This is a genomic window from Microbacterium sp. GW823-FHT02G05, from assembly GCF_058797175.1.
Genome location: NZ_JBXAJK010000001.1, coordinates 1699640 through 1721480 on the forward strand (window position 1 = coordinate 1699640; position 21841 = coordinate 1721480).

Consider the following 21841-nt stretch of genomic DNA (forward strand, 5'->3'; position numbering starts at 1 on the left):
GGTGCAGAAAACGGCACGAATCGGGTGAAACTCGCTCACCTTACCGGAAGTCCGGGCAAGTCGCGCATACTCTCTAGATGTGTGGCGACGTGACGGAAAGACCGCTGAAGCGGTAGAGGCAGAGTCCTTGACGACGCCAGCCGACGTCGAGATCGTGGAGGTGCCCGCTCCGCGCAGCGTGCATGCGGCTGCGGCCGAGCGACGTCGTCTGCGTGCGGAGGCGAAGGAGCTGGGAGGATCCTCGCCGCTCATCAGCTACGTCGACACGGCGGAGGCGGGGATCGACATCTCCCGTGCGCACCCGGGCAGCCTGCCGCAGTTCATCACCGGCCGTTCGACGCTCCTCTCCAATCTCTTCCGCGATGAGGTCGGTCTGCGTACGGCCCGCCTGGCCGCTGAGCGGATCACCGCGAAGAACACCGAGCTGCGCACGGTGCGGGGCATCGAAGCCGTGCACCTCGCCGTCGGTCTCGCTGCGTGGAAGCTCGGTGGCCGCTCGTATGCGGCACCGGTGCTCCTGCGACCGCTGGCGATTCGACGGCACCACTCCGACTTCGAGCTGAAACTGCACAGCGGCTTCTTCGTGAACCCCGAGCTCGTGCGTATCGCAAGTGAGCACTTCGGCATCACGATCGATCCGGATGCGCTCGCTGCGCTCGCGTACGACGGCGGCATCTTCAAGCCGCAGCCGGCGATCGACCAGCTTCGTGCCGCGACCGAGTCCATCGACACCTTCTCGGTGCAGCCGCGGATCGTCGTCTCGACCTTCGCGGACGTGGGGGCGGCGATGGCACGGGACGCGCACGATCTCGACCACACGCTTCTGAACGCCCTGGCCGGCCACGCCGCCGACCGTGAGGCGGTCACGGCGCCGCGGAAGACACCGACGATCATCAGTCCGGACGATCGCGCACCGGCATCCGACAACCTGCTGCTGGACGCGGACGACGAGCAGGAGGCCGTCCTCGCCAAGATCGCCGCCGGTCACTCTCTGACGATCGCCACACTGCCTGGCACCGGTGGCACGCAGACCGTGATCAATGCGGCCGGCGAGCTCGTCCGCGCGGGCAAGCGCGTGCTGATCGTCTCGGCTCGCCGTTCAACCCTCGATGGCGTCCGGCATCGGCTCAGCGGCATCGGTCTCGACGGCTTCGCTGTCTCGCCGACGACAGTGCGTCGTGACCTGGTGCGCGCGATCGGCCGCAACGAGAAGGCGAAGGCCCCCAAGCTCGCGGAGATCGACGAGGCGCTCGTCCGTCTGCGCACGGTTCTGCGTGACTATCGCAGTGCGCTGGTCGACCGCGATCCGCAGCTCAAGGCGTCCGTCCTCGACGCCACCCGAGTGCTCACCCGTCTGGCGTCGTTGGAGACGCCGCCCACGACCACCGCGCGCCTCGACCGGCAGGCGCTCGCACGGCTTGCCGGCGACCGCACCCGCGCCGCGGAGGCGCTCGCGCTCGCCGCACGCCTTGGCGAGTTCCGCTTCGGACCGGATGACTCGCCCTGGTACGGGGTCACCTTCTCTTCGACGGATGCGGCGCGCGCCGCGCACGCGCTCGCCGAGCGTCTCCACGGCACGAGCGTGCCGACACTGCTGGAGCGCGGATACGAGATGGTCGCGCAGACGCACATGCGACCGTTCTCGACCATCAGTGAGCTGGGCGACTATCTGCGGCTTCTGCAGGGCATCCGTGATTCGCTGGACCGTTTCAGCCCCACCGTCTTCGAGCGCCCTCTCGGGGAGCTCATCCAGGCGCACGGGTCCCGCCGGGACGCCCCGAACATGACGGGCGCGAACAGGCGTCGTCTGCGTCGCCTCGCGAAGGAGTACGTCCGCCCCGGTGCGCACGTCAGTGACATGCATGAGGCGCTGACGCGTCTGCAGATGCAGCGCACGCAGTGGCAGCGTCTCGTCAACGCCGGTGTGGCCCCTGAGGTGCCCCTGGGGCTGGCCGATGTGCAGGTGGCATGGCAGCACGTGGAGGCGCAGCTCGCCGAACTTGATGCCGCGCTCGGACGGCGTGAGCCTCTCGCGACGCTTCCCGTTGCGCGCCTCGTCCGCACGCTCGCCGGGCTCGCGGCGAAATCAGATGTGTTCGACAACCTCGTCGAGCGCGCGCAGATCCGCGATGAGCTCGCCGGGCTTGGCCTGGAGCCGCTGCTCGTCGACCTGTCGGTGCGGCATGTCGCAGAAGACCGTGTCGGCGAAGAGCTGGAGTTCGCCTGGTGGCAGTCGCTCCTCGAGCTCTCGCTGCAGCAGAACCGCGCACTGCTCGGTGCGAACACGGCGGTCGTCGATCGGCTGGAGAAGGATTTCCGCCTCGTCGACGACGCCCACACGGCCGAATCCGGACCTCTGCTCGCCTGGCAGCTCGCGGGGCAGTGGCGCATCGGAATCGTCGACGAGAAGCAGGAAGCGGCGAACCTTCGGCGCGCGCTGACCGAGGGCAACGCCTCGACAGCAGAGATCGTCAGCGCCGCCCCCACCCTCATGCGTGCGCTGGCACCGGTCTGGATCTCCTCGCCGTACCACGTCGTCGACATCCCCGACAGTGTCGAGTTCGACACGGTGCTGCTGGTCGATGCCGCAGCGATCAACCTCGCTGAGGCGACGCCGGCGATCCGTCGTGCCCGCCAGGTCGTCGCGATCGGGGACCCGGTCACGCAGCGGCCCACCCCGTTCGAGGTCGCGACCGTCGCGTCTCCGGAGTGGGAGAGCGAGTCGGCCTTCGACACCGTCTCGGCATTCGAGCGTCTTGCGGAGCTCCTTCCGATCGTCACGCTGACTCGCAGCTATCGCGCCGGTGGCGAAGATCTCGCAGAGCTCATCAACGACGCGTTCTACGGCGGCGAGATCGTCTCGCTGCCCTGGGCAGGCTCGTACCTCGGGCGCGGCAGCCTGACCGTCGACTACGTCGAGGGCGGCACCGGCACTCCCGACCCCGTCTCGGGTGCCGTGGAGAGCCCGGATGCCGAGGTCGCCCGCGTCGTCACGCTTGTCGTCGAGCACGCCGTGCACCGCCCGAACGAGTCGCTCATGGTGATCACCGCGAGTCGCCGGCACTCGGAGCGCGTTCTCGCCGCCGTCACCGAAGCCTTCGCCGGTCGGGCGGACGTCGCAGATTTCGTGGGCCGCGATACGCCCGAGGCGTTCGCCGTCCTGACGCTCGAGGAGTCGGTGGCGGAGAGTCGCGACCGCGTCGTGTTCTCGCTGGGATTCGGTCTCACGAAGCACGGTCGCGTGCTGAGCGACTTCGGTGACCTCTCAACGCCGGACGGAGAACGTCTGCTCACCGTCGGAATGACGCGCGCCCGCCGCTCGATGGTCATCGTCTCGTCGATTCGCCCCTCGTCGTTCGACGATGGCCGGCTCTCGCACGGGGCGGCCACGCTGATGTCGATCCTCGGGGGACTCGCCGCACGGGCCCGCGAGGCACGTCTGGAAGATCTCGCCGATCCGCTCACTCTCGCTCTCGCCCGCGAACTGCGTCGCCTCGGCGCGTCCGTCGACGTCGACTACCGGGGCCTGCTCCCACTGGTCGCCCAGCACAAGGGCAAGGCGGTCGTGATCGAGGCGGATCCTGAGTCGCGTGGCGAATCGCTGCGTGAGTCGCTGCGTCTGCGTCCGCAGGTGCTGCGCCGACTCGGCTGGCACTACATCCGTGTGCACGCCTTCGACCTGTACAGCGATCCGGCCTCGGTCGCGCGTCGGATCGCCGAGGTCCTCGGCATCTCCGCGTCCGCGCCTCCTGCCGAGACAGACACGCAGCCGATCGCGACGGTGCCGTCGAACGATGACTGAGTCCGAGCCGCGTCAGCGGATCGTGCGTGTCGCAGGCTCTCGTCGAGCGAAGCTGACCTCTGTCGCCGGCTCGGAGCCCGAACCGGCCGTTCCTCGTGAGAACGATGAAGCGGCTGTGTCCTCCGTCGATGCGAAGGACACAGCCGCTTCCGGGCCGAACGATGCGCGTCTGCGCAGTGAGGTTCCGCCCCACTACTGAGGCGCGCCGCGCGGGACGCGCTTAGCTGCGGGCCTGGTTCTTCTCGAGCAGGTCGCGGATCTGGATGAGCAGCTCCTGCTCGCTTGGGACGACCTCTTCGTCTTCGACGCCGGCCGCGATCTTGGCGGCACGGTGCTCCTTCCACTTGTTCATGGGAAGAACGAAGACGAAGTAGACCACGAGCGCGACCGCGAGGAAGCTGATGATCGCGGAGATCAGGTCGCCCAGTGGGAAGGTGACGGGATCGCCGTAGATGTTGGTGATCGTGGGGCCGAACTTGCCCGCCTCATCCGCCTGGAAGAAGAGCGCGACGAGCGGGTTGATGATGCTGGCGACGACCGCGTTCACGATGGCCGTGAATGCACCGCCGATGACCACGGCCACGGCCAGGTCGATGACGTTGCCCTGGGCGATGAACTCCTTGAAACCCTTGAACACGGGTCCTCCTTTGACGTCGAACCTCAGGAAGTCGAGGTGCCGGTCGAGGCAGGCGCCGGGCTGGCGCTGCTCTTCGACTCAGACTTCGATGATGCCGAAGCGACGCCCGAATTGCCACCAGTGCCACGCGAATCGGTGCGATAGAAGCCGGAGCCGTTGAAGGTCACGCCGATGGATCCGTACTCTTTGCGCAGCGCGCCACGGCACTCGGGGCACTCTGTGAGTGCGGCGTCGGAGAAGCTCTGGACGGCGTCGAAGCGGTGCTGGCATGCAGTGCAGCGGTAGGCATAGGTGGGCATGGTGATTCTCTGCGTTCTGTGCGGGGTGAGTCAGCGCGCGGATGCCGCGAGCGTGAGTGTTCGGGTGGGAGTGACGACGCCCGTGACGGGCTGGTCGTGGAGATCGGCGGGGACGCCGGGCAGGAACTCGGTGTCGTAGATGACCGCATACACCGGGGGAGTGCGCTCCATCGATCCGAGGGTCTTGTCGAAGTAGCCGCGTCCCCAGCCCAGGCGCATCCCGGCCTCGTCGACGGCTGCGGCGGGAATGATCATGAGATCGACATCGCCGACCGCGATCGGCCCGAGCACCTCCCCGGTCGGCTCGTCGAGACCGTAGGCGCCGACGATCGTGTCGTCGATGCTGCCGGCGACGGCCCAGTCGAGCAGTCCGTCGGCGCGGGTGATCGGCAACAGCACGCGGATGCCGCGGGCGATCGCGGTCGTGAGGAAATCACGGGTTCCGGGCTCGGTCATCATCGACAGGTAGCAGGAGATCGACTGCGCGCCGTGTGCGCTGATCAGCGCATCGAGCTGCGCGGCGATACCGACGGAGGCCGACTCGCGCTGCGAATCGGAGAGCAGCTGTCGGCGCTCGCGAATCTCCGCGCGGAGCGCACGCTTCTCATTGTCGATGTCGTCGGACATGCCAATGAGTCTACGTCGGGCCCACGGGCTAGGCTGAGCGCCATGGGTTCACACAAGATCAAGGCCGTCATCCCCGCCGCAGGGCTCGGAACGCGGTTCCTCCCGGCGACGAAGGCGATGCCGAAAGAGATGCTCCCCGTCGTCGATAAGCCGGCCATCCAGTATGTGGTGGAAGAGGTCGTCGAAGCGGGTATCGACGACATCCTTGTGATCATCGGGCGCAACAAGAACGCGATCTCCGACCACTTCGACTCCGTGCCGGAGCTCGAGGTCAAGCTGCAGCAGAAGGGCGACACCGGTCGTCTGGAGCGCGTCATGAAGTCCAGCGACCTCGCCGACATCCACTTCGTCCGCCAGGGCGAGCCGAAGGGACTCGGCCACGCCGTGCTGCGCGCCCGCACCCACGTCGGTGACAGCTCCTTCGCTGTTCTCCTCGGTGACGACCTGATCGACGAGCGCGACCCGCTGCTGACCACCATGCTCGACAAGCACGTCGAGACCGGAGCGACGATCATCGCGCTCATGGAGGTCGATCCCTCCAGCATCCACCTCTACGGTGCGGCCGCGGTGGAAGCCACGGGTACCGACGACTTCGTCCGTGTGACCGGGCTCGTCGAGAAGCCCGCCGCCGAAGAGGCACCCTCGAACCTCGCCGTCATCGGACGCTACGTGCTTCCCCCCGCCGTCTTCGACATCCTCGAGCGCACAGAACCGGGCAAGGGCGGGGAGATTCAGCTGACGGACGCCCTGCAAGAGCTGGCCGCCGATCCGGCGGGCCCCGGCGTCTATGGCGTGATCTTCCGCGGACGCCGATACGACACCGGAGACCGCGTCGACTACATCAAGGCGATCGTGCAGCTGGCATCCGACCGAGACGACCTCGGCGAAGACCTCCGCCCCTGGCTGAAGGAGTTCGCTCAGACTCTCTGAGAGCCGGAGCGGAGAAAGGCCCACCGTGGACGCTCTTGCACCTCGCCAGCATGGCGCGATCAGCATCCGCCTCGTGCGCACGCGTGACGCGCGGGTGCTGCAGCAGGAGCTGCTGTCGAACCGCGCCTGGCTGCACCGGTGGGAGGCGACCCTTCCGGGAGCCCAGGTGGGTTTCGACATGCGAGTCAGCATCCGCCGTCTCCTGCAGCAGTACCGTGACGGTGGCGGGTATCCCTTCGTCATGGAGTATGAAGGCGAGGTCGCCGGGCAGCTCAACATCTGGGGCGTCGCGCGGGGTTCGTTGTGCTCCGCGACGATCGGCTACTGGGTCAGCGAGCGCTTCGCCGGCCGGGGGATCACCCCGACAGCGGTCGCGTTGGCGACGGATCTGGCCTTCACCGAGCTGGACCTGCACCGGATGGAGATCTGCATTCGTCCCGAGAACGCCGCGAGCGTGCGAGTCGTGCAGAAGCTCGGCTTCCGCTATGAGGGTGTGCGTCGGCGATACATCCACATCGATGGTGACTGGCGGGATCACCTTGCCTTCGCGCTCGTGAAGGAAGATGTGCCGCAGGGTGTGCTCGCCCGCTGGCTGGCCGGGCAGGTGCCGGCGGATGCTTCCGCCGTTCCGCCCGCGGATCTGCCGCGCTGAGCGCGACACGCGAGGCGCCTGTTGGCAGACGAGGGGTGTTGTCCCATACCGTGGACGTATGGATGGGCCAGTGCTGAGTGGGGGCGTGATCGTCCTCGTCGCTGTGCTCCTCTGGGTGCTGTACTTTCTGCCCTCGTGGCGAGGTCGGCACCAGTTCGAGGCGGCAGAGCGCAATGCGGTGCGCCTGAACCGTGCCCTGCGTGTCCTCGCGGAGACCAGCGAGACTCCGGAGGAGGTTCGCCTGGAGCTCACCGCCCGCACGGCCCTCGCGCAGCAGCGTCTGGCGAAGCGCGTTCAGTCCGAACGTGAAGCCGCCGAGCTCGAGAAGCTGCGTCAAGAGCTCGCTGCGACGCGGGCCGATCCGGCAGTACGACAGGCTCGGGCGCGCCGTCACACGCGGATGACCGCGACCGTCTTCCTTGTGCTGGGGTTGACGGCGGTCGGACTCGGTATCTGGCAGCTCGTCGTTGCCGGAGCATCCGTTGCGCTCTGGGTGGGCGCGGGCGTCACGGTGCTCAGCGCCGTGGTCTTGCAGCGGATGGCATCTGTGGCGTCGAAGATCGCGCGTCGCGCGCATCAGGAGACGGCAGCACCGCCCGTCGCCGTCGAGCGGGTCGCGCCGCCGCTGCACGATCAGGGGCGCCCGGAATGGACGCCTCGCTCGTTGCCGCAGCCCATGGTCTCCGTGGCGGGATCGCGCGCGCAGGCCGCACGTGCTGCCATCGAAGCACGTGAGGCTGCCGTGCGCGCGGCGCGTGCCGAGGAACTCCAGCGTCGCGCGGCCGAGATGGCCCCGCAGGCGCCTGCAGTGCTGGCTCCCGCGGCAGAAGCGACCTCGCCGTACGCGACGATGGGCTTCGTCGACGACGAAGAGATCGAAGCGCACGTGCGCCAGCTGCTCGAGCGTCGCGTCGCAGGGTGATGGGCGTGATAACCTAACTGAGGTTCACGGGCCTATGGCGCAGTTGGTAGCGCGCCTCGTTCGCATCGAGGAGGTCAGGGGTTCGAATCCCCTTAGGTCCACACTGTGTTGAGACAGTGAAAGAAGCCCCGCATTCGTGCGGGGCTTCTTTTCTTCCGCGGAGCACCTTCGGGCCGAGCTTCCAGACCCGTCTGGGGGCTCGCCGTCTGGGGAACTCGGCTATGGTCAGGTGCCATGAGCGTGCGTGGGTGGCGGATCATCGTCGGCGGTGTGGCGCTTCTGGTCGCAGCGCTCATCATCTGGGTAGACCTCGCGACCGATGTCTGGCAGAAGTACGTCGTCATCTCCGGGCTCGCCGGCGGACTGGTCACTTTCACGTTCACGGCGTTGATCGTGGATCGCTTCATCGCGAGGGCGGCCCATGAACGATGGGAGCCGGTGACACGTCTGGCGCTGGGTGACTTCCGTCGCCGTCTGAGTGATCCGCACGAGGAGCGGCGTGAGCGTCGGCTTCCGGATCCGCGGCGCGACCGCGCTGCGCTGCGTGCGTTGCGAGAGGCGTCGGAACGCGAGCGGGATCGGCTGATCGGAGCATTGGCGCGCTGGTCGTCCTTCCTGTCGTCGAGCGCGGATGTCGAGGACATCATGGATTCGATCGCCCTCGTGGCGACGGAGCTGGATCGCGTGGACGCGGAGGCCCGGATGCTCGCGCAGCCGGATGCCTCCGAAGACGGGTGGGCTCGGCTCTCTTCGGCGATCGAGGAGTATCACCGCACCGCTGAGGGACTGATCGCGCACATCGATGCGGCGCTCGCGCGGATCGAGAGGGTCGCCGTCCGCTGATCTCCGCTGTCGGAGGACGCGGAATATACCGATCCCGGCTGGACGGTGCCGACGGTGTGATCTATCATCAATGGAATCGATTCCAGGAATCGATTCCATTCTTGAATTGCTGATTCACTTTCGATGAGGAGAACCATGAACAGCACGGCAATATCGGCACCCGCGGAACAAAGCTCCGCCCGCACCGCTCGCACAGCGGTCGCCGCGAGCACGATCGGCTCGATTCTCGAGTACTACGACTTCTTCGTGTACGGGACGCTGTCGGCGCTCGTGTTCGGTCAGCTCTTCTTCCCCTCCGACAACGCCGCCATCTCGACGCTGCTGTCGCTGGCCAGCTTCGCGGTCGGCTTCGTCGCGCGCCCACTCGGCGGCATCCTGCTCGGGCACTTCGGCGACCGCATCGGACGCAAGCCGCTGCTGCTTTTCACGTTCCTGCTCACCGGCGTCGTCACGGTCCTCATCGGACTGCTGCCGACATATGCACAGATCGGCCTCGCCGCTCCGCTGCTGCTGGTCTTCCTGCGCATTCTGCAGGGGATCGGCATCGGCGGCGAATGGGGTGGCGCAGCGCTGCTCGCTGTCGAGCACGCGCCGGCCCACAAGAAGGGCCTCTACGGAAGCCTGGTTCAGGCCGGCGCGCCGGTCGGTGTGATCCTCTCGTCGGGAAGTGTGGCGCTTCTCACCGCGACGCTCACTCAGGAGCAGCTGCTCAGCTGGGGCTGGCGCATCCCGTTCCTCGCGAGCGCTCTGCTGCTGCTCGTCGGCCTCTTCCTGCGCTTCAAGGTCGCAGAATCCCCGGAGTTCGACATGATCAAGAAGACCGGCACCAAGGTCAAGCAGCCGGTCTGGCAGGCGATCCGCACGTACCCCAAGCAGATCGTCACCGCCATCCTCATCCACATGAGCGACACGACGCTCGGTCTCATCCAGGGTGTTTTCATCCTGGGCTACGCGTCGGGCGTGCTCGGCATGAACCCCACCATCGTGCTGCTGGCCAACATCTTCTCCTCCGTCATGAACCTCATCACCACGCCGCTCGCCGGCATGCTGGGTGATCGCATCGGTCAGAAGCGCGTCGTGATGATGGGTCTGGTGGGGCTCGCGCTCTGGGCGTTCCCCATGTTCCTGCTGATCGGCACGGAGACCGTCGTCGGTCTGTTCATCGCCATGGGTGTCGGCGGCATCCTGGTCGGCTGGCTGTTCTCGGGCCAGGCGACGCTGTTCGCCGCGTTCTTCCCCGCAGAGGTGCGCTACTCGGGCATGTCGCTCGGCTTCCAGATCGGCACGGTCTTCGGTGGTGGTTTCGGCCCCCTGATCGCGCAGGCGCTCACAGGTGCCACCGACGGCGCCACCTGGTCGGTGTCGCTCTACATGCTGGTCATCGCGATCGCCGCGCTGATCGCCACGAGCACCGTCAAGATGCAGCCCCGCGCGGCGCGCACGACGATCGGAGCGGATGCCGCATGAGCGCGTTCACCCCGCCCTTCGAAGGCACCGTCCGCACCACGGTCGCCGAGTCGACGCCGTGGTGGCCCTCCACGAACGGCACGAAGAAGCCCAACGTCGTCATGGTCATCCTCGACGACACCGGCTGGAGCGATCTCGGATGCTACGGCTCAGAGATCCACACGCCCACCCTGGATGGCCTGGCGCAAGGCGGCGTACGCTTCACCCGCTTCCACGTGACGCCGTTGTGCTCACCCACCCGTGCGGCACTGCTCAGCGGTCGGAACCACCACTCGATCGGCATGCGCTTCCTCGCCGACACCGACACCGGCTTCCCGAACTCCCGCGGGAGCATCCGCGACGACGTGCGCCTGCTGCCGCAGATCCTCGGGGAGAACGGCTATGCGTCGTACCTCGTGGGCAAGTGGCACCTCGCACCTCTGCACGAGATCACTCCTGCGGGCCCGCACCACAACTGGCCGCTCGCCCGCGGATTCGACCGCTACTACGGTTTCCTCGACGGGTGTGTCGACCAGTATGAGCCCGAGCTCTACGCGGACAATCACGCGATTCCGGTGCCGCAGCGTGAGGGATACCACCTCAGCGAGGACCTCGCCGACCAGGCGATCCGCCTCGTCACCGATCACACGACGTTCCGCCCCGATGCGCCGTTCTTCCTGCAGTTCGCGACGGGCGCTACACACGCACCGTTCCAAGCGCCGCGTGAGTATATCGACAAGTACGTCGAGGTCTTCACGAAGGGCTGGGACCAGACGCGTATCGATCGCCTCCAGCGGCAGATCGACATGGGTATCGTTCCCGAAGGCACGAACCTGGCCGAGCGCAACGACGGCGTCCTGCCCTGGGATGAACTGGATGACGAGCAGAAGCACGTCTACACATACCTCCAGGCGGCGTTCGCCGGATTCCTGGAGCACGCGGATGCGCAGCTCGGACGTGTGCTCGCCGCGCTCGACGAGCTCGGCGTCGCCGACGACACGATCGTGCTGGTGCTCTCAGACAACGGCGCAAGCCGCGAAGGCGGCCCCACCGGCGATGTCGACACGAACGCCCCCTACAGCGGAGTGCGCCGCGCGCCCGCAGAGCAGATTCCGCTGCTCGACGAGCTGGGCTCGCTCACCGGGGGTGCGCACTACCCGGAGGGCTGGGCGATGGCGGGCAACACCCCCTTCCGCCACTACAAGCAGTTCGTCGACCTCGGTGGTGTGCGCTCGCCGCTCATCGTCTCCTGGCCGAGAGCGGGCGAAGCCATGCGCGGCGTGCGGGAGCAGTTCGTGCACGCCGTCGACGTCACCCCCACGCTGCTGGAGATGCTCGGCGTGGCACCGGAGCGCGGTGTCGACGGCGAGAGCGTCGCGGCAGGGATGACCGACCCGACTGCTGTCGCCGGTCGCGAGACGCAGTACTGGGAGACGCTCGGGCACCGGGCGATCTGGAACGACGGCTGGAAGGCGGTGACCGCGCACGTGGCCGGGGTGCCCTACGAGGCGGATGCCTGGCGCCTGTACGACACGCGGTCAGACTTCTCCGAGTCGCGGGACGTCGCGGCGGAGCATCCCGAGCGACTGCAGATGCTGCAGCAGCTGTGGTGGCGCGAAGCAGGTCGTAACGATGTCTTCCCACTGGACGACCGTCCTCTGCGCGAACTGATCGAGGAGCGCGGTCCCATCGGGCTGTTCGCGCAGACGCACATCACGCTGCGCCCCGGGCAGTCTCACGTCCCGTATCCGAGCGCGATCACCGGATCCAACCGGAACATCGACGTCACCGCGCACGTCTCGCCTCTCGCCCGCTCTGTGAACGGCACGCTGCTCTCCAGCGGAAACGCGCAGGGGGGTTACCTGTTCTCGCTGCAGGACGGCGCCCTGTGCTTCGAGCACGGACATCTCGGTGAAACCGTGCTCGTGCGCGCCGAGCTTCCCGAGTCACCGGTGTCGGAGCTCGCCTTCCGACTTCGCACCGAGGATGACGGCTCCGTGACGGTGCAGCTCTTCATCGACGGTGCGGCCGTCGGCGACGCACGGATCCCGCGGTACTCGAGCCACCTCTCCTTCTGGGGACTCGATGTCGCACACATCCCCAACAGCACGTTCAGCTCGCGTGTGGCAGCGCCGTTCGCTCTGCCCGCGCGCATCCTGGACCGGATCGACATGATCGTGCATCCGGCGGCCGACGATGCCGCCGAGTACGCGGAGGTTCTCCTTGCCAGCGAATAGCATCCCCGTCATCCTCGACGTCGACACCGGGATCGACGACGCCCTCGCTCTGTTGCTCGCGGTGCGGCACCCGGCACTCGAGGTGCGGGCCGTCACCTGCGTCGGCGGCAACGTGCCGCTCGCGCAGGTCGTGGACAACACCCTGGGCGTGCTCGCGCTCGCAGGTGGGAAGGACATCCCCGTCGCCGCCGGGATGAGCGCGCCGCTCATCGAACCCGCCCGCGACGCCAGCTACGTTCATGGCGAGAACGGTATCGCCGATCTCCGGCTTCCCGCGCACTCGATGAGTCCCGTGCCCGTGCATGCAGTAGAACTTCTGCGCCGTACGCTCATGGACGCCGATGAGCCTCTGACCATCATCGCGCTCGCTCCGCTGACCAACATCGCCGTGTTGCTGCGGATGCACCCCGAGGTGATGAACAAGATCGAGCGCATCCTGTTCATGGGAGGGGCCGTGGGAGCGGGCAACGCGACGGCCGCGGCCGAGTTCAACATCTGGCACGATCCCGAGGCGGCCGACATCGTCGTGCGCAGCGGAGTGCCGACCACGATGTACGGGCTCGAGCCCTTCTATCGGGTGTGCTGCGACGCCGAGACGATCGCCTCGTTCGACGGTGCATCGGACCCGGTGGGTGCGACGGTGGGAGCGCTGCTTCGGCACCTGGCGCAGGTCACGGAAGACGAGGCGCGTATCGTGCATCCCTTCGGCGCCGCGATCGGCGATGCCGGCGCTGTGTGCGCCGTCATCGACCCCGCGGGTGTCACGGTGCGGCGTGCCCCTGTGTCCGTGGCCCTGCACGATGTGCAGACACGCGGGCAGACGGTCGTGGATCTCCGCTCCGGGCTCGGAGCGGGCGGCGAGGTCACGAAGGACGCACGGGGCAACATCGACGTAGTGCTCGAGGTGGACGGCGACCGCTACGCACGGCTGTTCCTCGACACGGTGCGATGATGGGGCGCGTCATCGTTGTCGGCTCGCTCAACATCGACACGGTTCTGCGGGTCGCCCGACACCCCCGGCCGGGCGAGACGGTGCATGCGCTCGGTGCCCAGAGTGTCCCGGGCGGCAAAGGCGGAAACCAGGCCGCTGCTGCGGCGGATGCCGGCGCGGAGACGCTCTTCATCGGCGCGGTCGGCGACGACGGCGCGCGCTACCTGCGGCACCTTCAGGCCGGCGGCGTGGACGTCTCTGGCGTCCAGCGGTGCACGGACATCGGCACAGGGGCGGCATCGGTCGTCGTCGACGATCGCGGCGAGAACTCGATCATCGTCGTCGAGGGTGCCAACGGGCGGGTGAGGGCAGCGCAGATCGACGCCCTCGACCTGCGCGAGGGCGACGTGGTCTCGCTGCAGTTCGAGCTGCCGGACGCGGTGAACGCGGAAGTCGCAGCGCGAGCCTCCCGTTGTGGCGCCACGGTGCTGATCAACCCTTCGCCCTGGCGCGAGTCGCGTGCGGATGTGCTCGCACTCGCAGATGTCGTGATCGTCAATGAGATCGAAGCCGAGCAGCTCGGCGATGTCGTCTCCGCGGGTGCGCTCTGCATCACTGCGGGGGGAGCTGGGGCGCGATGGGGTGACCTGAGCGCCGCAGCTCCTCGTATCGAACCGGTCGACACGACGGGGGCGGGGGATCGCTTCGCCGGCACGCTGGCGGCGATGCTCGCACGCGGGCGCACGCGGCAGGATGCCTTGGAGTACGCCGTCGCCGCGGCGAGTGAGGCCTGCCTGCGTCACGGTGCCCAGCAATGGCGTTCAGTATGATCGCACCGTGAGCAAGCCTTCCGAGAGCGCGACGATCCTCGATGTGGCGCGACGCGCGGGAGTCTCGCGGACGACGGTCTCCCGTGTGCTCAACGAGCCCGATCGAGTCTCGCCCGACACGTTGAAGCGTGTGCAGGACGCGGCGGAGGCGTTGAACTACGCGCCGAACAGCTTTGCACGGGGTCTGCGCAGCGGCCGCACTGGCGTCATCGCGCTCCTCGTCGGTGACATCTCGCAGCCATTCCACGGCAGTCTCGCCCAGGCGGTTGCGGCAGCCGCAGAGGAGCGCGGGCTCGGAGTGATGCTCTACGACCTCGGGCACAGCACAGCGCGGCTGGAGTCGGTGCTGCGCAAGCTGCCGCGACAGGGGGTGGATGGCCTGATCATCGCGACCGCAGATGACATCTCGACCGCGGCTGTGGCAGACGCGGTGGCGGATGCGCGCGCTCAGGGGCTTGCCGTGGTCACGGGCGTCGAGCAGTTCGGCGTCGAGGGCATTGCCTTCGTCCGCACAGAGCACGCAGAGGCCCCCCGCCTGGCCCTCGAGAAGCTGGCCGCCGCGGGTGCGCAGCATCCGGTGCTGCTGCTTGGCGACCGGCATGGTCCGATCGGTCGGCAGCTTGTCCTCGGGGCGGGGGAGGCCACCGTCATCGACGCGGGGTACTCCTTCTCGCACGCGGCCGAAGCGGTGCGCGCTCTCGGACCTGAACATGATGCGCTCGTCGTCACGACGATTCCGATGGCGCTCGGGGCCATGTCGGCCCTCGCTGCGATCGGTCGGCAGCTACCGGTCATCGTCTGCGAAGAGGTGCCGTTGGCGGCCCATGTCACGCCAGCCTTCTCTACGTCCGCGGTGCCTCCGGAGGAGACGGGGCGCGAGATGGTGCGGCTCATGGCAGCGCTGCTGGACGGCACGCAGGTCGAACCGCGTGTTCTCCGTCCGGTGTACACCGGACGAGACTCCTTCCCCATTTAGTTAGGTAAGGCTGCCCTAACTGTGCCATGCTGGTGGCATGGTCAGAGATCGCACCCATTTCCTGCTCGTCGGCGACGAGGGTGACATCGCCATGATCCACACGATCCTGCGCCGCCTGCCGGTCGACGCCTACGGGCAGGTCTACATCGAGGTCGACGAAACGAGGCCTCTTCCGTCGCTGGCCATGCCGGAAGGCATGACGCTCACCTGGCTGCGGCGTGATTCGCGAATGCGCCGAGATGGGAGTGCTCACGATCATGGGGCACTGGCCGCGGGAGCCATCGATGTCTGGCTGCAGGAGTGGATGCCGGATGCCGACGCCGCCGAAGATCCATACGTGATCTGGATCGGATGCACGGCGAGCGGCCGTGTGGACCTGCTCTATCGCGACCTGCGTGCGCGACTGCCGATGCTGCACGTCCATCATCCGCACTACGACAGTCCCCGCTGACGACCGGGCGCGCGGAACGACACGTCCGAGCGTTGTCCTGCGGCACCCGATCCGATGCTGCGCTCCAGCTCTCGGGCCCGCTCCTTCATCTCCGTGACGATCTCCGCCACATCGCGGCTGTCTGTCGACGTGTCACCGGGAGTCTCCCAGGTCACGGCGATCGCGGCGACGGGCCACCCGGTGTGGTCGTGCACGGCGACCCCGACGGAGGAGAAGCCGTCGGTGACCTCACCGTCTTCGGAAGCGTGTCCCGCTGTACGCACGGCACGCAGCAGCTCCCGCAGCTCTGAGGGGCGCGTGGGGCCGCGTCCCGTGCGCACGGTGAACGCAGAAGCATCCGGATACAGTGCGCGCACCTGCGGGCGGGGAAGCACGGCGAGCATCGCGCGGCCCGTCGCCGTCAGGTGCGCGGGCAGGCGCACGCCGACGTCGGTGACCAGCGCTGCGCGGCGCATCGCGCGCTCCTCGACGATGTAGAGCACGTCCCGGCCACTCATGACGGCGAGGTGCGCGCTCTCGCCCAGTCGGTCGGCGAGGGTTGCGAGAAGCGGCCGACCCAGGCGTGCGAGGGGCTCTTGCCGTGCGTAACCGCCGGCCAGTTCGAACGCCGCCGTGCCCAGTCCCCACCGCCGCTCCTGCGCGAGATGCACGACGAAACCGTGCGCCTCGAGCGTCGCGAGGAGGTGATAGACGGTCGAGCGCGGGATGTCGAGTTCTCGGGCGAGCGTCGACGCGGCGACGGGGCCGGGGCGGCGCGCGAGATGGCGCAGGATGCGGAGGGTCTGATCCGCTGCCGGCACCTGCGGGCGACCCGGCCCACCCTCATCGCTGTTGTCTGGGATCACAGACACAGAATGCCATGGATGCCTGTTGGCGGGAAAGCCGCCACGGTGGAATGAAGCCATGACCGAAGTTGCTCCCGTTCTCGTCGGCGCCGCGCCGCTGCATCCCGCCGCCGTCGTCGCCGTCGCTCGCCACAACGCCCCTGTCTCGCTCGACGCCGACGCCCTCGCGCGCGTCGTTCAGGCGCGCGCCGTGATCGAGTCGCTCGCGGTCGACCCCGTGCCGCACTACGGCGTCTCGACCGGATTCGGCGCGCTCGCGACCACCTTCATCGCCCCGGAGCGTCGTCACCAGCTGCAGGCGAGCCTGATCCGCTCGCATGCCGCAGGCACAGGTGCCGAAGTCGAGACCGAGGTCGTGCGCGCGCTCCAGCTGCTGCGGTTGCAGACCCTCGCCTCCGGGCACACGGGAGTGCGCCCGCTCGTCGTCGAGACCTACGCGGCCATGCTCAATGCGGGAATCACGCCGGTCGTGCGCGAGTACGGCTCACTCGGCTGCTCGGGAGACCTTGCCCCGCTCGCACACATCGCACTCGCCGCGATGGGCGAGGGTGACGTGCGCGATGCGTCCGGCGCTCTCATCCCGGCATCCGCCGCGCTCGCCGCCGCAGGCATCGAACCTCTTGTGCTGCTCGAAAAGGAGGGACTCGCGCTCATCAACGGCACCGACGGCATGCTCGGGATGCTCGTGCTGGCGCTGCATGATCTGGAGATGCTGCTGACGACGGCCGACCTGGCGGCGGCGATGTCGATCGAGAGCCAGCTCGGCACGGACGCCGTCTTCGCCGCCGACCTCATGGCGCTGCGCCCGCAGAGCGGGCAGGGGGAGAGCGCTGCGAACCTGCGCGCCTTCCTCGGCACGTCACCGATGGTCGCCAGCCACAAGGGGCCGGAGGATGGTCGGGTGCAGGACGCCTACTCGCTGCGCTGCTCGCCGCAGGTGCACGGCGCCGCCCGCGACACGATGGCGCACTCCGCGATGATCGCCGGTCGCGAGCTCGCCTCGGTCATCGACAATCCGGTGGTCACGAGTGACGGTCGCGTGCAGTCGAACGGCAACTTCCACGGAGCGCCCGTCGCGGCGGTTCTCGACTTCCTCGCGATCTCGGTCGCCGACGTGGCATCCGTCTCGGAGCGCCGCACCGACCGCGCCATGGACCCGGCCCGCAACCACGGACTGCCGCCGTTCCTCGCGCATGAGATCGGCGTCGACTCGGGCCTCATGATCGCCCAGTACGCCGCCGCCGGGATCGTCTCCGAGCTCAAGCGGCTCGCGGCTCCCGCGTCCGTCGACTCGATCCCCTCTTCCGCCATGCAGGAGGACCACGTGTCGATGGGATGGGCCGCTGCGCGCAAGCTGCGCCGTGCGATCGACGGCCTCGGCCGCGTGCTGGCCATCGAGATCCTCACCGGAGCTCGCGCCCTCGACCTGCGCGCCCCGCTCGTCGCCGGGCCCGCCACGGGTGCCGTGCGCGACCTCGTGCGCACCGTCGCCGAGGGCCCCGGGCCCGACCGCTTCCTCTCGCCGGAGATGGAAGCCGTCACCGAACTCGTTCTGTCGGGCGCCGTCGCCCGCGTTGCAAAGGAGCACATCCATGGTTGAGAAGACGACGCTGCCTGAGAACGTCGATCGCCGCAGCATCCGCGCCGCCCGCGGCCCTGAGCGCACCGCGAAGAGCTGGGGTGCCGAGGCCGCCAAGCGGATGCTCATGAACAACCTCGACGCCGAGGTCGCCGAGCACCCTGAGGACCTCGTCGTGTACGGCGGCACGGGACGCGCGGCGCGCAGCTGGGAGGCGTACGACGCGATCGTGCGGACGCTTGACGAGCTCGAACCCGACGAGACGCTGCTCGTGCAGTCGGGCAAGCCCGTCGGCGTCTTCCGCACGCACGAGTGGGCGCCGCGGGTGCTGATCGCGAACTCGAACCTCGTGGGCGACTGGGCGAGCTGGCCGGAGTTCCGCAGGCTCGAGGAGCTTGGACTCATGATGTACGGCCAGATGACCGCGGGCTCGTGGATCTATATCGGCACGCAGGGCATTCTGCAGGGCACCTACGAGACCTTCGCGGCCGTCGCCCGGTCGCTGGGACGAGAGTCGCTGCGCGGCACCCTCACGCTCACCGGCGGCGCCGGAGGGATGGGCGGCGCCCAGCCGCTCGCGGTGACGATGAACGACGGCGCCGTGCTGATCGTCGACGTCGACGAGACCCGCCTCGCCCGCCGCGTCGATCACGGCTACCTCGACGAGTACACGACCTCGCTCGATGAGGCGGTGGCGCGGGTTCTTGCAGCCAAGGATGCCGGGGAGGCGCTCTCGATGGGCGTCGTCGGCAATGCGGCCGAAGTGTTCCCCGAGCTCCTGCGACGGGGCGTCCCGATCGACATCGTGACCGATCAGACCAGCGCCCACGATCCGCTCGCCTACCTGCCGATCGGCATCTCGGTCGCCGACTGGAAGGCGGAAGCCGAGCGCGACCCGGAGGAGTTCACCCGTCGCTCGCGGGAATCCATGGCAGCGCACGTCGCGGCGATGGTCGCCTTCCAGGATGGGGGAGCGGCGGTCTTCGACTACGGCAACTCGATCCGTGCGGAGGCGAAGCTCGGCGGCTTCGACCGGGCTTTCGAGTTCCCCGGTTTCGTGCCGGCGTACATCCGCCCCCAGTTCGAAGAGGGCCGTGGGCCGTTCCGCTGGGCGGCGCTGTCTGGGGACCCCGAAGACATCTACAGGACCGACCGCGCGATCGCGGAGCTCTTCCCCGAGGACGCCGCTTTGCACCGGTGGCTGGCGAAGGCCGGCGAGAAGGTGCACTTCGAGGGCCTGCCTGCCCGCATCTGCTGGCTCGGCTACAAGGAACGCCACCTTGCGGGGCTGAGGTTCAACGAGATGGTCGCCTCGGGAGAACTCAAGGCGCCGATCGTGATCGGCCGCGATCACCTCGATTCGGGATCAGTCGCATCCCCGTACCGGGAGACGGAGGCGATGAAGGACGGCTCCGACGCGATCGCCGACTGGCCGTTGCTCAACGCGCTGCTCAACACGGCGTCGGGTGCGTCGTGGGTGTCGCTGCACCACGGCGGTGGTGTCGGCATCGGGCGCTCGATCCACGCGGGTCAGGTGACCGTGGCGGATGGCACAGCGCTCGCCGCAGAGAAGCTGGAACGGGTGCTCACGAACGATCCGGGCACCGGCGTCATGCGCCACGTGGATGCCGGCTACGAGCACGCGCGCGACATCGCCCGCGAGCGCGGTCTGAAGGTGCCGATGCTATGAGCGTCCTCCTCACGAACATCGGCGAGCTGACGACGAACGTCGCGACCGGCGACGACCTGCTCGGCACGCTGCACGACGCCGCGGTGCTGATCGACGGCGAGCGGATCGCCTGGGTGGGTTCGGCATCGGAGGCCCCCACGGCCAATGAGGTCGTGGATGCCGTGGGCAGAGCCGTCATTCCCGGGTTTGTGGACAGTCACAGTCACATCGTGTTCGGTGGCGATCGTGCCGCCGAGTTCGAAGCGCGCATGGCGGGGCAGAAGTATGCCGCGGGCGGCATCCGCTCGACCGTCGCCGCGACGCGCGCCGCGAGCGATGACGAACTGCGTGCGCGCCTCCACGGCTTCCTCGCAGAGATGCGGGCGCAGGGCACGACGACGGTCGAGATCAAGAGCGGGTACGGGCTCGATGTCGAGACGGAGGAGCGTCTCGTGCGACTCGCCGCCGAGGTCACTCCCGAGGTCACGTACCTCGGAGCACACGTCGTGCCCGCCGAGTACGCTGACCGCGCGGACGAGTATGTCGACCTCGTCACGGGACCCATGCTCGATGCCTGTGCCCCGCACGCCAAGTGGATCGACGTGTTCTGCGAGACCGGCGCTTTCACCGTGCCGCAGTCACGTCGTGTTCTCGAAGCGGGCATGGCCCGCGGACTCGTGCCCCGCGTGCACGCCAGCCAGCTCGGACCCGGCGAAGGCGTGCAGCTCGCGGTCGAGCTGGGCGCGGCATCGATCGATCACGGCACGTACCTCACCGATGTGGATGTCGCCGCGCTCGCCGCTTCCGACACGGTGCTCACCCTGCTGCCCGGCGTCGAGTTCTCGACGCGCCAGCCGTATCCCGATGCGCGACGACTGATCGATGCGGGCGTCACCGTCGCGATCGCCTGCGATACGAACCCCGGATCGAGCTTCACCTCGTCGATGCCCTTCTGCATCGCGGTCGCCGTGCGCGACATGGGCATGACGCCGTCCGAAGCCGTCTGGGCGGCGACGGCGGGCGGCGCGCGAGCCCTGCGACGCGACGGCATCGGTGTGATCGCTGCGGGGATGCGAGCGGACCTCGCGATGCTGGAGGCGCCCAGTCGTGTGCATCTCGCCTATCGTCCCGGGGTGCCGCTCGTCGCGAAGGTCTGGAAAGACGGCGTCTCCTCGCACGGCGCCGCCGCAGGAGGTGCCGCATGAGTCTGTCGCGTGACGTGCTCTGGCCGCGCGCGGGTGGCTGGCCCGTGCATACGCCGGGAGAGCGGGCGGATGCTGTGCTGCTGGGCGTTCCCACCTGGCGTTCGTCGCTCTCGCCGACCGGCGCGCATGCAACGCCCACGGCGATCCGCGAGGCGCTGCCGCGCTACAGCGCGACGCTCATGGGCCCGCCGGCCATCGATCTGAATGAGGCTCTGCGCGTCACGGATGCGGGTGACATCGCCGACCCGGACGGGGAGGACGGGATCGCCGTGACCGCTGACAGGGTGCGGTCTCTCGCGCACGACGCAGGCCTCGTGATCGCCCTCGGCGGCGACAACTCGCTGACCTACCCGGTGGCACGGGGAGCCGGTGCATCCGGTCTCATCACGATCGATGCGCATTTCGATCTGCGCGACGGCGTCTCCAACGGATCACCCGTGCGCCGCCTCGTGCAGGACGCTCCGGACGGCGAGCGGATCGATCCGACGCGGATCGTGCAGATCGGTATCGCTGACTTCGCGAACTCGGCTGCGTACGCGCGGCGCGCCGCGGACTGGGGCATCCGCGTCATCACGCTCGACGAACTGCGTCGCCGCGGCGTCACGGATGTCGTTGCCGAGGCCGTCGAGATCGCCGGGGCGGGCGTCGACGCACGGGTGCACCTCGACATCGATGTGGATGCGGCCGACCGTGCTGTCGCGCCGGGCTGCCCGGCGAGCGTGCCGGGTGGACTGCAGGCATGGGAGCTGCGTGCGCTCGTGCGGGCGATCGCCGAGGATCAGCGGATCGTGAGCGCTGACATCGCCGAGGTCGATGCCACTGCCGATGCCGACGACGCACGCACCGTGCGCCTCGCAGCCCTGTGCGTGCTCGAACTGCTGGCGGGCCTCGCCCGGCGGTGACTCCTCGTCCCGGGCGCGGAGCCCGGGGCACCGTGCTCATCGACGTTGCACCGTGCTG

20 protein-coding genes and 1 tRNA gene are annotated in these 21841 nt (G+C 68.4%); 17 read left to right on the forward strand and 4 right to left on the reverse strand.

Features of this window, described 5'->3' with window-relative positions; all coding sequences use genetic code 11:
- The first annotated feature begins 127 nt into the window (after positions 1–127).
- Both AC1REM_RS08310 and AC1REM_RS08315 read left to right on the forward strand, forming a co-directional pair.
- Entirely contained in the window at positions 128–3802 is a 3675-nt protein-coding gene (locus tag AC1REM_RS08310; protein WP_492514195.1) for an AAA family ATPase, read from the forward strand.
- Positions 3795–4001 carry a hypothetical protein gene (locus AC1REM_RS08315; RefSeq protein WP_492514196.1) on the forward strand — a complete coding sequence of 69 codons (207 nt, stop codon included), beginning with the start codon at positions 3795–3797 and terminating at the stop codon, positions 3999–4001. Before AC1REM_RS08310 ends, AC1REM_RS08315 begins: the two co-directional genes overlap by 8 nt.
- 21 nt (positions 4002–4022) lie before the next feature.
- Here the strand turns inward: AC1REM_RS08315 and mscL are convergent, their stop codons facing one another.
- From mscL to AC1REM_RS08330, 3 genes are read right to left on the reverse strand one after another with little or no spacing between them, the layout of a single operon-like run.
- Positions 4023–4439 carry a large conductance mechanosensitive channel protein MscL gene (mscL, locus tag AC1REM_RS08320; RefSeq protein ID WP_204939381.1) on the reverse strand — a complete coding sequence of 139 codons (417 nt, stop codon included), beginning with the start codon at positions 4437–4439 and terminating at the stop codon, positions 4023–4025.
- A gap of 23 nt (positions 4440–4462) precedes the next feature.
- A complete protein-coding gene (locus tag AC1REM_RS08325; protein WP_492514197.1) occupies positions 4463–4738 on the reverse strand; it encodes an FmdB family zinc ribbon protein in 276 nt (91 codons plus the stop codon).
- 30 nt (positions 4739–4768) lie between these two features.
- Positions 4769–5365, reverse strand: a complete 597-nt coding sequence (locus tag AC1REM_RS08330) for a 5-formyltetrahydrofolate cyclo-ligase (protein ID WP_492514198.1) — start codon at positions 5363–5365, stop codon at positions 4769–4771.
- A 42-nt stretch (positions 5366–5407) separates the two neighbouring features.
- Between AC1REM_RS08330 and galU the strand changes: the two genes are divergently transcribed.
- The 11 genes from galU to AC1REM_RS08385 all read left to right on the forward strand — a co-directional run bounded on the left by galU (position 5408) and on the right by AC1REM_RS08385 (position 15583).
- Positions 5408–6295: a UTP--glucose-1-phosphate uridylyltransferase GalU gene (galU, locus tag AC1REM_RS08335; protein WP_492514199.1), complete on the forward strand. Its 888-nt coding sequence runs from the start codon at positions 5408–5410 to the stop codon at positions 6293–6295.
- A gap of 25 nt (positions 6296–6320) precedes the next feature.
- Positions 6321–6947 (forward strand): GNAT family N-acetyltransferase, encoded by a 627-nt coding sequence (locus tag AC1REM_RS08340; protein ID WP_204939385.1) that lies wholly within the window; start codon positions 6321–6323, stop codon positions 6945–6947.
- Positions 6948–7005: 58 nt separating this feature from the next.
- Positions 7006–7869 carry a hypothetical protein gene (locus tag AC1REM_RS08345; protein WP_492514200.1) on the forward strand — a complete coding sequence of 288 codons (864 nt, stop codon included), beginning with the start codon at positions 7006–7008 and terminating at the stop codon, positions 7867–7869.
- A 28-nt stretch (positions 7870–7897) separates the two neighbouring features.
- Positions 7898–7970 (forward strand) — tRNA-Ala (locus AC1REM_RS08350).
- Positions 7971–8103: 133 nt separating this feature from the next.
- Entirely contained in the window at positions 8104–8712 is a 609-nt protein-coding gene (locus AC1REM_RS08355) for a hypothetical protein (protein WP_492514201.1), read from the forward strand.
- A 135-nt stretch (positions 8713–8847) separates the two neighbouring features.
- Positions 8848–10179, forward strand: coding sequence for an MFS transporter (locus AC1REM_RS08360; protein ID WP_492514202.1), 1332 nt, complete (start codon positions 8848–8850; stop codon positions 10177–10179).
- Positions 10176–12395 carry an arylsulfatase gene (locus AC1REM_RS08365; protein WP_492514203.1) on the forward strand — a complete coding sequence of 740 codons (2220 nt, stop codon included), beginning with the start codon at positions 10176–10178 and terminating at the stop codon, positions 12393–12395. The genes AC1REM_RS08360 and AC1REM_RS08365 overlap by 4 nt, the downstream gene beginning before the upstream one ends.
- The gene (locus tag AC1REM_RS08370; protein WP_492514204.1) at positions 12382–13347 is read left to right on the forward strand and encodes a nucleoside hydrolase; all 966 of its coding nucleotides are present in this window, start codon (positions 12382–12384) and stop codon (positions 13345–13347) included. Before AC1REM_RS08365 ends, AC1REM_RS08370 begins: the two co-directional genes overlap by 14 nt.
- Complete coding sequence (locus tag AC1REM_RS08375) at positions 13344–14156, forward strand: ribokinase (RefSeq protein ID WP_492514205.1); 813 nt, start codon at positions 13344–13346, stop codon at positions 14154–14156. Before AC1REM_RS08370 ends, AC1REM_RS08375 begins: the two co-directional genes overlap by 4 nt.
- Positions 14157–14163: 7 nt before the next feature.
- The gene (locus tag AC1REM_RS08380) at positions 14164–15132 is read left to right on the forward strand and encodes a LacI family DNA-binding transcriptional regulator (RefSeq protein WP_492514206.1); all 969 of its coding nucleotides are present in this window, start codon (positions 14164–14166) and stop codon (positions 15130–15132) included.
- A gap of 37 nt (positions 15133–15169) precedes the next feature.
- Positions 15170–15583, forward strand: coding sequence for an SIP domain-containing protein (locus tag AC1REM_RS08385; protein ID WP_492514207.1), 414 nt, complete (start codon positions 15170–15172; stop codon positions 15581–15583).
- On the opposite strand, the gene AC1REM_RS08390 is transcribed toward AC1REM_RS08385, so the two are convergent.
- Positions 15565–16434: an IclR family transcriptional regulator gene (locus AC1REM_RS08390; RefSeq protein WP_492514208.1), complete on the reverse strand. Its 870-nt coding sequence runs from the start codon at positions 16432–16434 to the stop codon at positions 15565–15567. The two genes, AC1REM_RS08385 and AC1REM_RS08390, sit on opposite strands and share 19 nt — an antisense overlap.
- A 52-nt stretch (positions 16435–16486) precedes the next feature.
- Here AC1REM_RS08390 and hutH point away from each other — a divergent pair, with 52 nt between their 5' ends.
- The 4 genes from hutH to AC1REM_RS08410 are packed head-to-tail and all read left to right on the forward strand — an operon-like array spanning position 16487 to position 21783.
- Positions 16487–18028 carry a histidine ammonia-lyase gene (hutH, locus tag AC1REM_RS08395; protein WP_492514209.1) on the forward strand — a complete coding sequence of 514 codons (1542 nt, stop codon included), beginning with the start codon at positions 16487–16489 and terminating at the stop codon, positions 18026–18028.
- Entirely contained in the window at positions 18021–19697 is a 1677-nt protein-coding gene (gene hutU / locus AC1REM_RS08400; RefSeq protein ID WP_492514210.1) for a urocanate hydratase, read from the forward strand. Before hutH ends, hutU begins: the two co-directional genes overlap by 8 nt.
- The gene (gene hutI, locus AC1REM_RS08405; protein ID WP_492514211.1) at positions 19694–20881 is read left to right on the forward strand and encodes an imidazolonepropionase; all 1188 of its coding nucleotides are present in this window, start codon (positions 19694–19696) and stop codon (positions 20879–20881) included. The genes hutU and hutI overlap by 4 nt, the downstream gene beginning before the upstream one ends.
- The gene (locus AC1REM_RS08410) at positions 20878–21783 is read left to right on the forward strand and encodes an arginase family protein (RefSeq protein WP_492514212.1); all 906 of its coding nucleotides are present in this window, start codon (positions 20878–20880) and stop codon (positions 21781–21783) included. The genes hutI and AC1REM_RS08410 overlap by 4 nt, the downstream gene beginning before the upstream one ends.
- Positions 21784–21841: the final 58 nt, after the last annotated feature.

Coding starts and splice junctions, on each gene's coding strand:
- hutI (WP_492514211.1), top strand. CDS start 19,694: ATGAGCGTCCTCCTCACGAACATCGGCGAGCTGACGACGAACGTCGCG.
- hutU (WP_492514210.1), top strand. CDS start 18,021: ATGGTTGAGAAGACGACGCTGCCTGAGAACGTCGATCGCCGCAGCATC.
- AC1REM_RS08330 (WP_492514198.1), bottom strand. CDS start 5,365: ATGTCCGACGACATCGACAATGAGAAGCGTGCGCTCCGCGCGGAGATT.
- hutH (WP_492514209.1), top strand. CDS start 16,487: ATGACCGAAGTTGCTCCCGTTCTCGTCGGCGCCGCGCCGCTGCATCCC.
- AC1REM_RS08375 (WP_492514205.1), top strand. CDS start 13,344: ATGATGGGGCGCGTCATCGTTGTCGGCTCGCTCAACATCGACACGGTT.
- galU (WP_492514199.1), top strand. CDS start 5,408: ATGGGTTCACACAAGATCAAGGCCGTCATCCCCGCCGCAGGGCTCGGA.
- AC1REM_RS08410 (WP_492514212.1), top strand. CDS start 20,878: ATGAGTCTGTCGCGTGACGTGCTCTGGCCGCGCGCGGGTGGCTGGCCC.
- AC1REM_RS08360 (WP_492514202.1), top strand. CDS start 8,848: ATGAACAGCACGGCAATATCGGCACCCGCGGAACAAAGCTCCGCCCGC.
- AC1REM_RS08315 (WP_492514196.1), top strand. CDS start 3,795: ATGACTGAGTCCGAGCCGCGTCAGCGGATCGTGCGTGTCGCAGGCTCT.
- AC1REM_RS08385 (WP_492514207.1), top strand. CDS start 15,170: ATGGTCAGAGATCGCACCCATTTCCTGCTCGTCGGCGACGAGGGTGAC.
- AC1REM_RS08325 (WP_492514197.1), bottom strand. CDS start 4,738: ATGCCCACCTATGCCTACCGCTGCACTGCATGCCAGCACCGCTTCGAC.
- AC1REM_RS08355 (WP_492514201.1), top strand. CDS start 8,104: ATGAGCGTGCGTGGGTGGCGGATCATCGTCGGCGGTGTGGCGCTTCTG.
- AC1REM_RS08345 (WP_492514200.1), top strand. CDS start 7,006: ATGGATGGGCCAGTGCTGAGTGGGGGCGTGATCGTCCTCGTCGCTGTG.
- AC1REM_RS08365 (WP_492514203.1), top strand. CDS start 10,176: ATGAGCGCGTTCACCCCGCCCTTCGAAGGCACCGTCCGCACCACGGTC.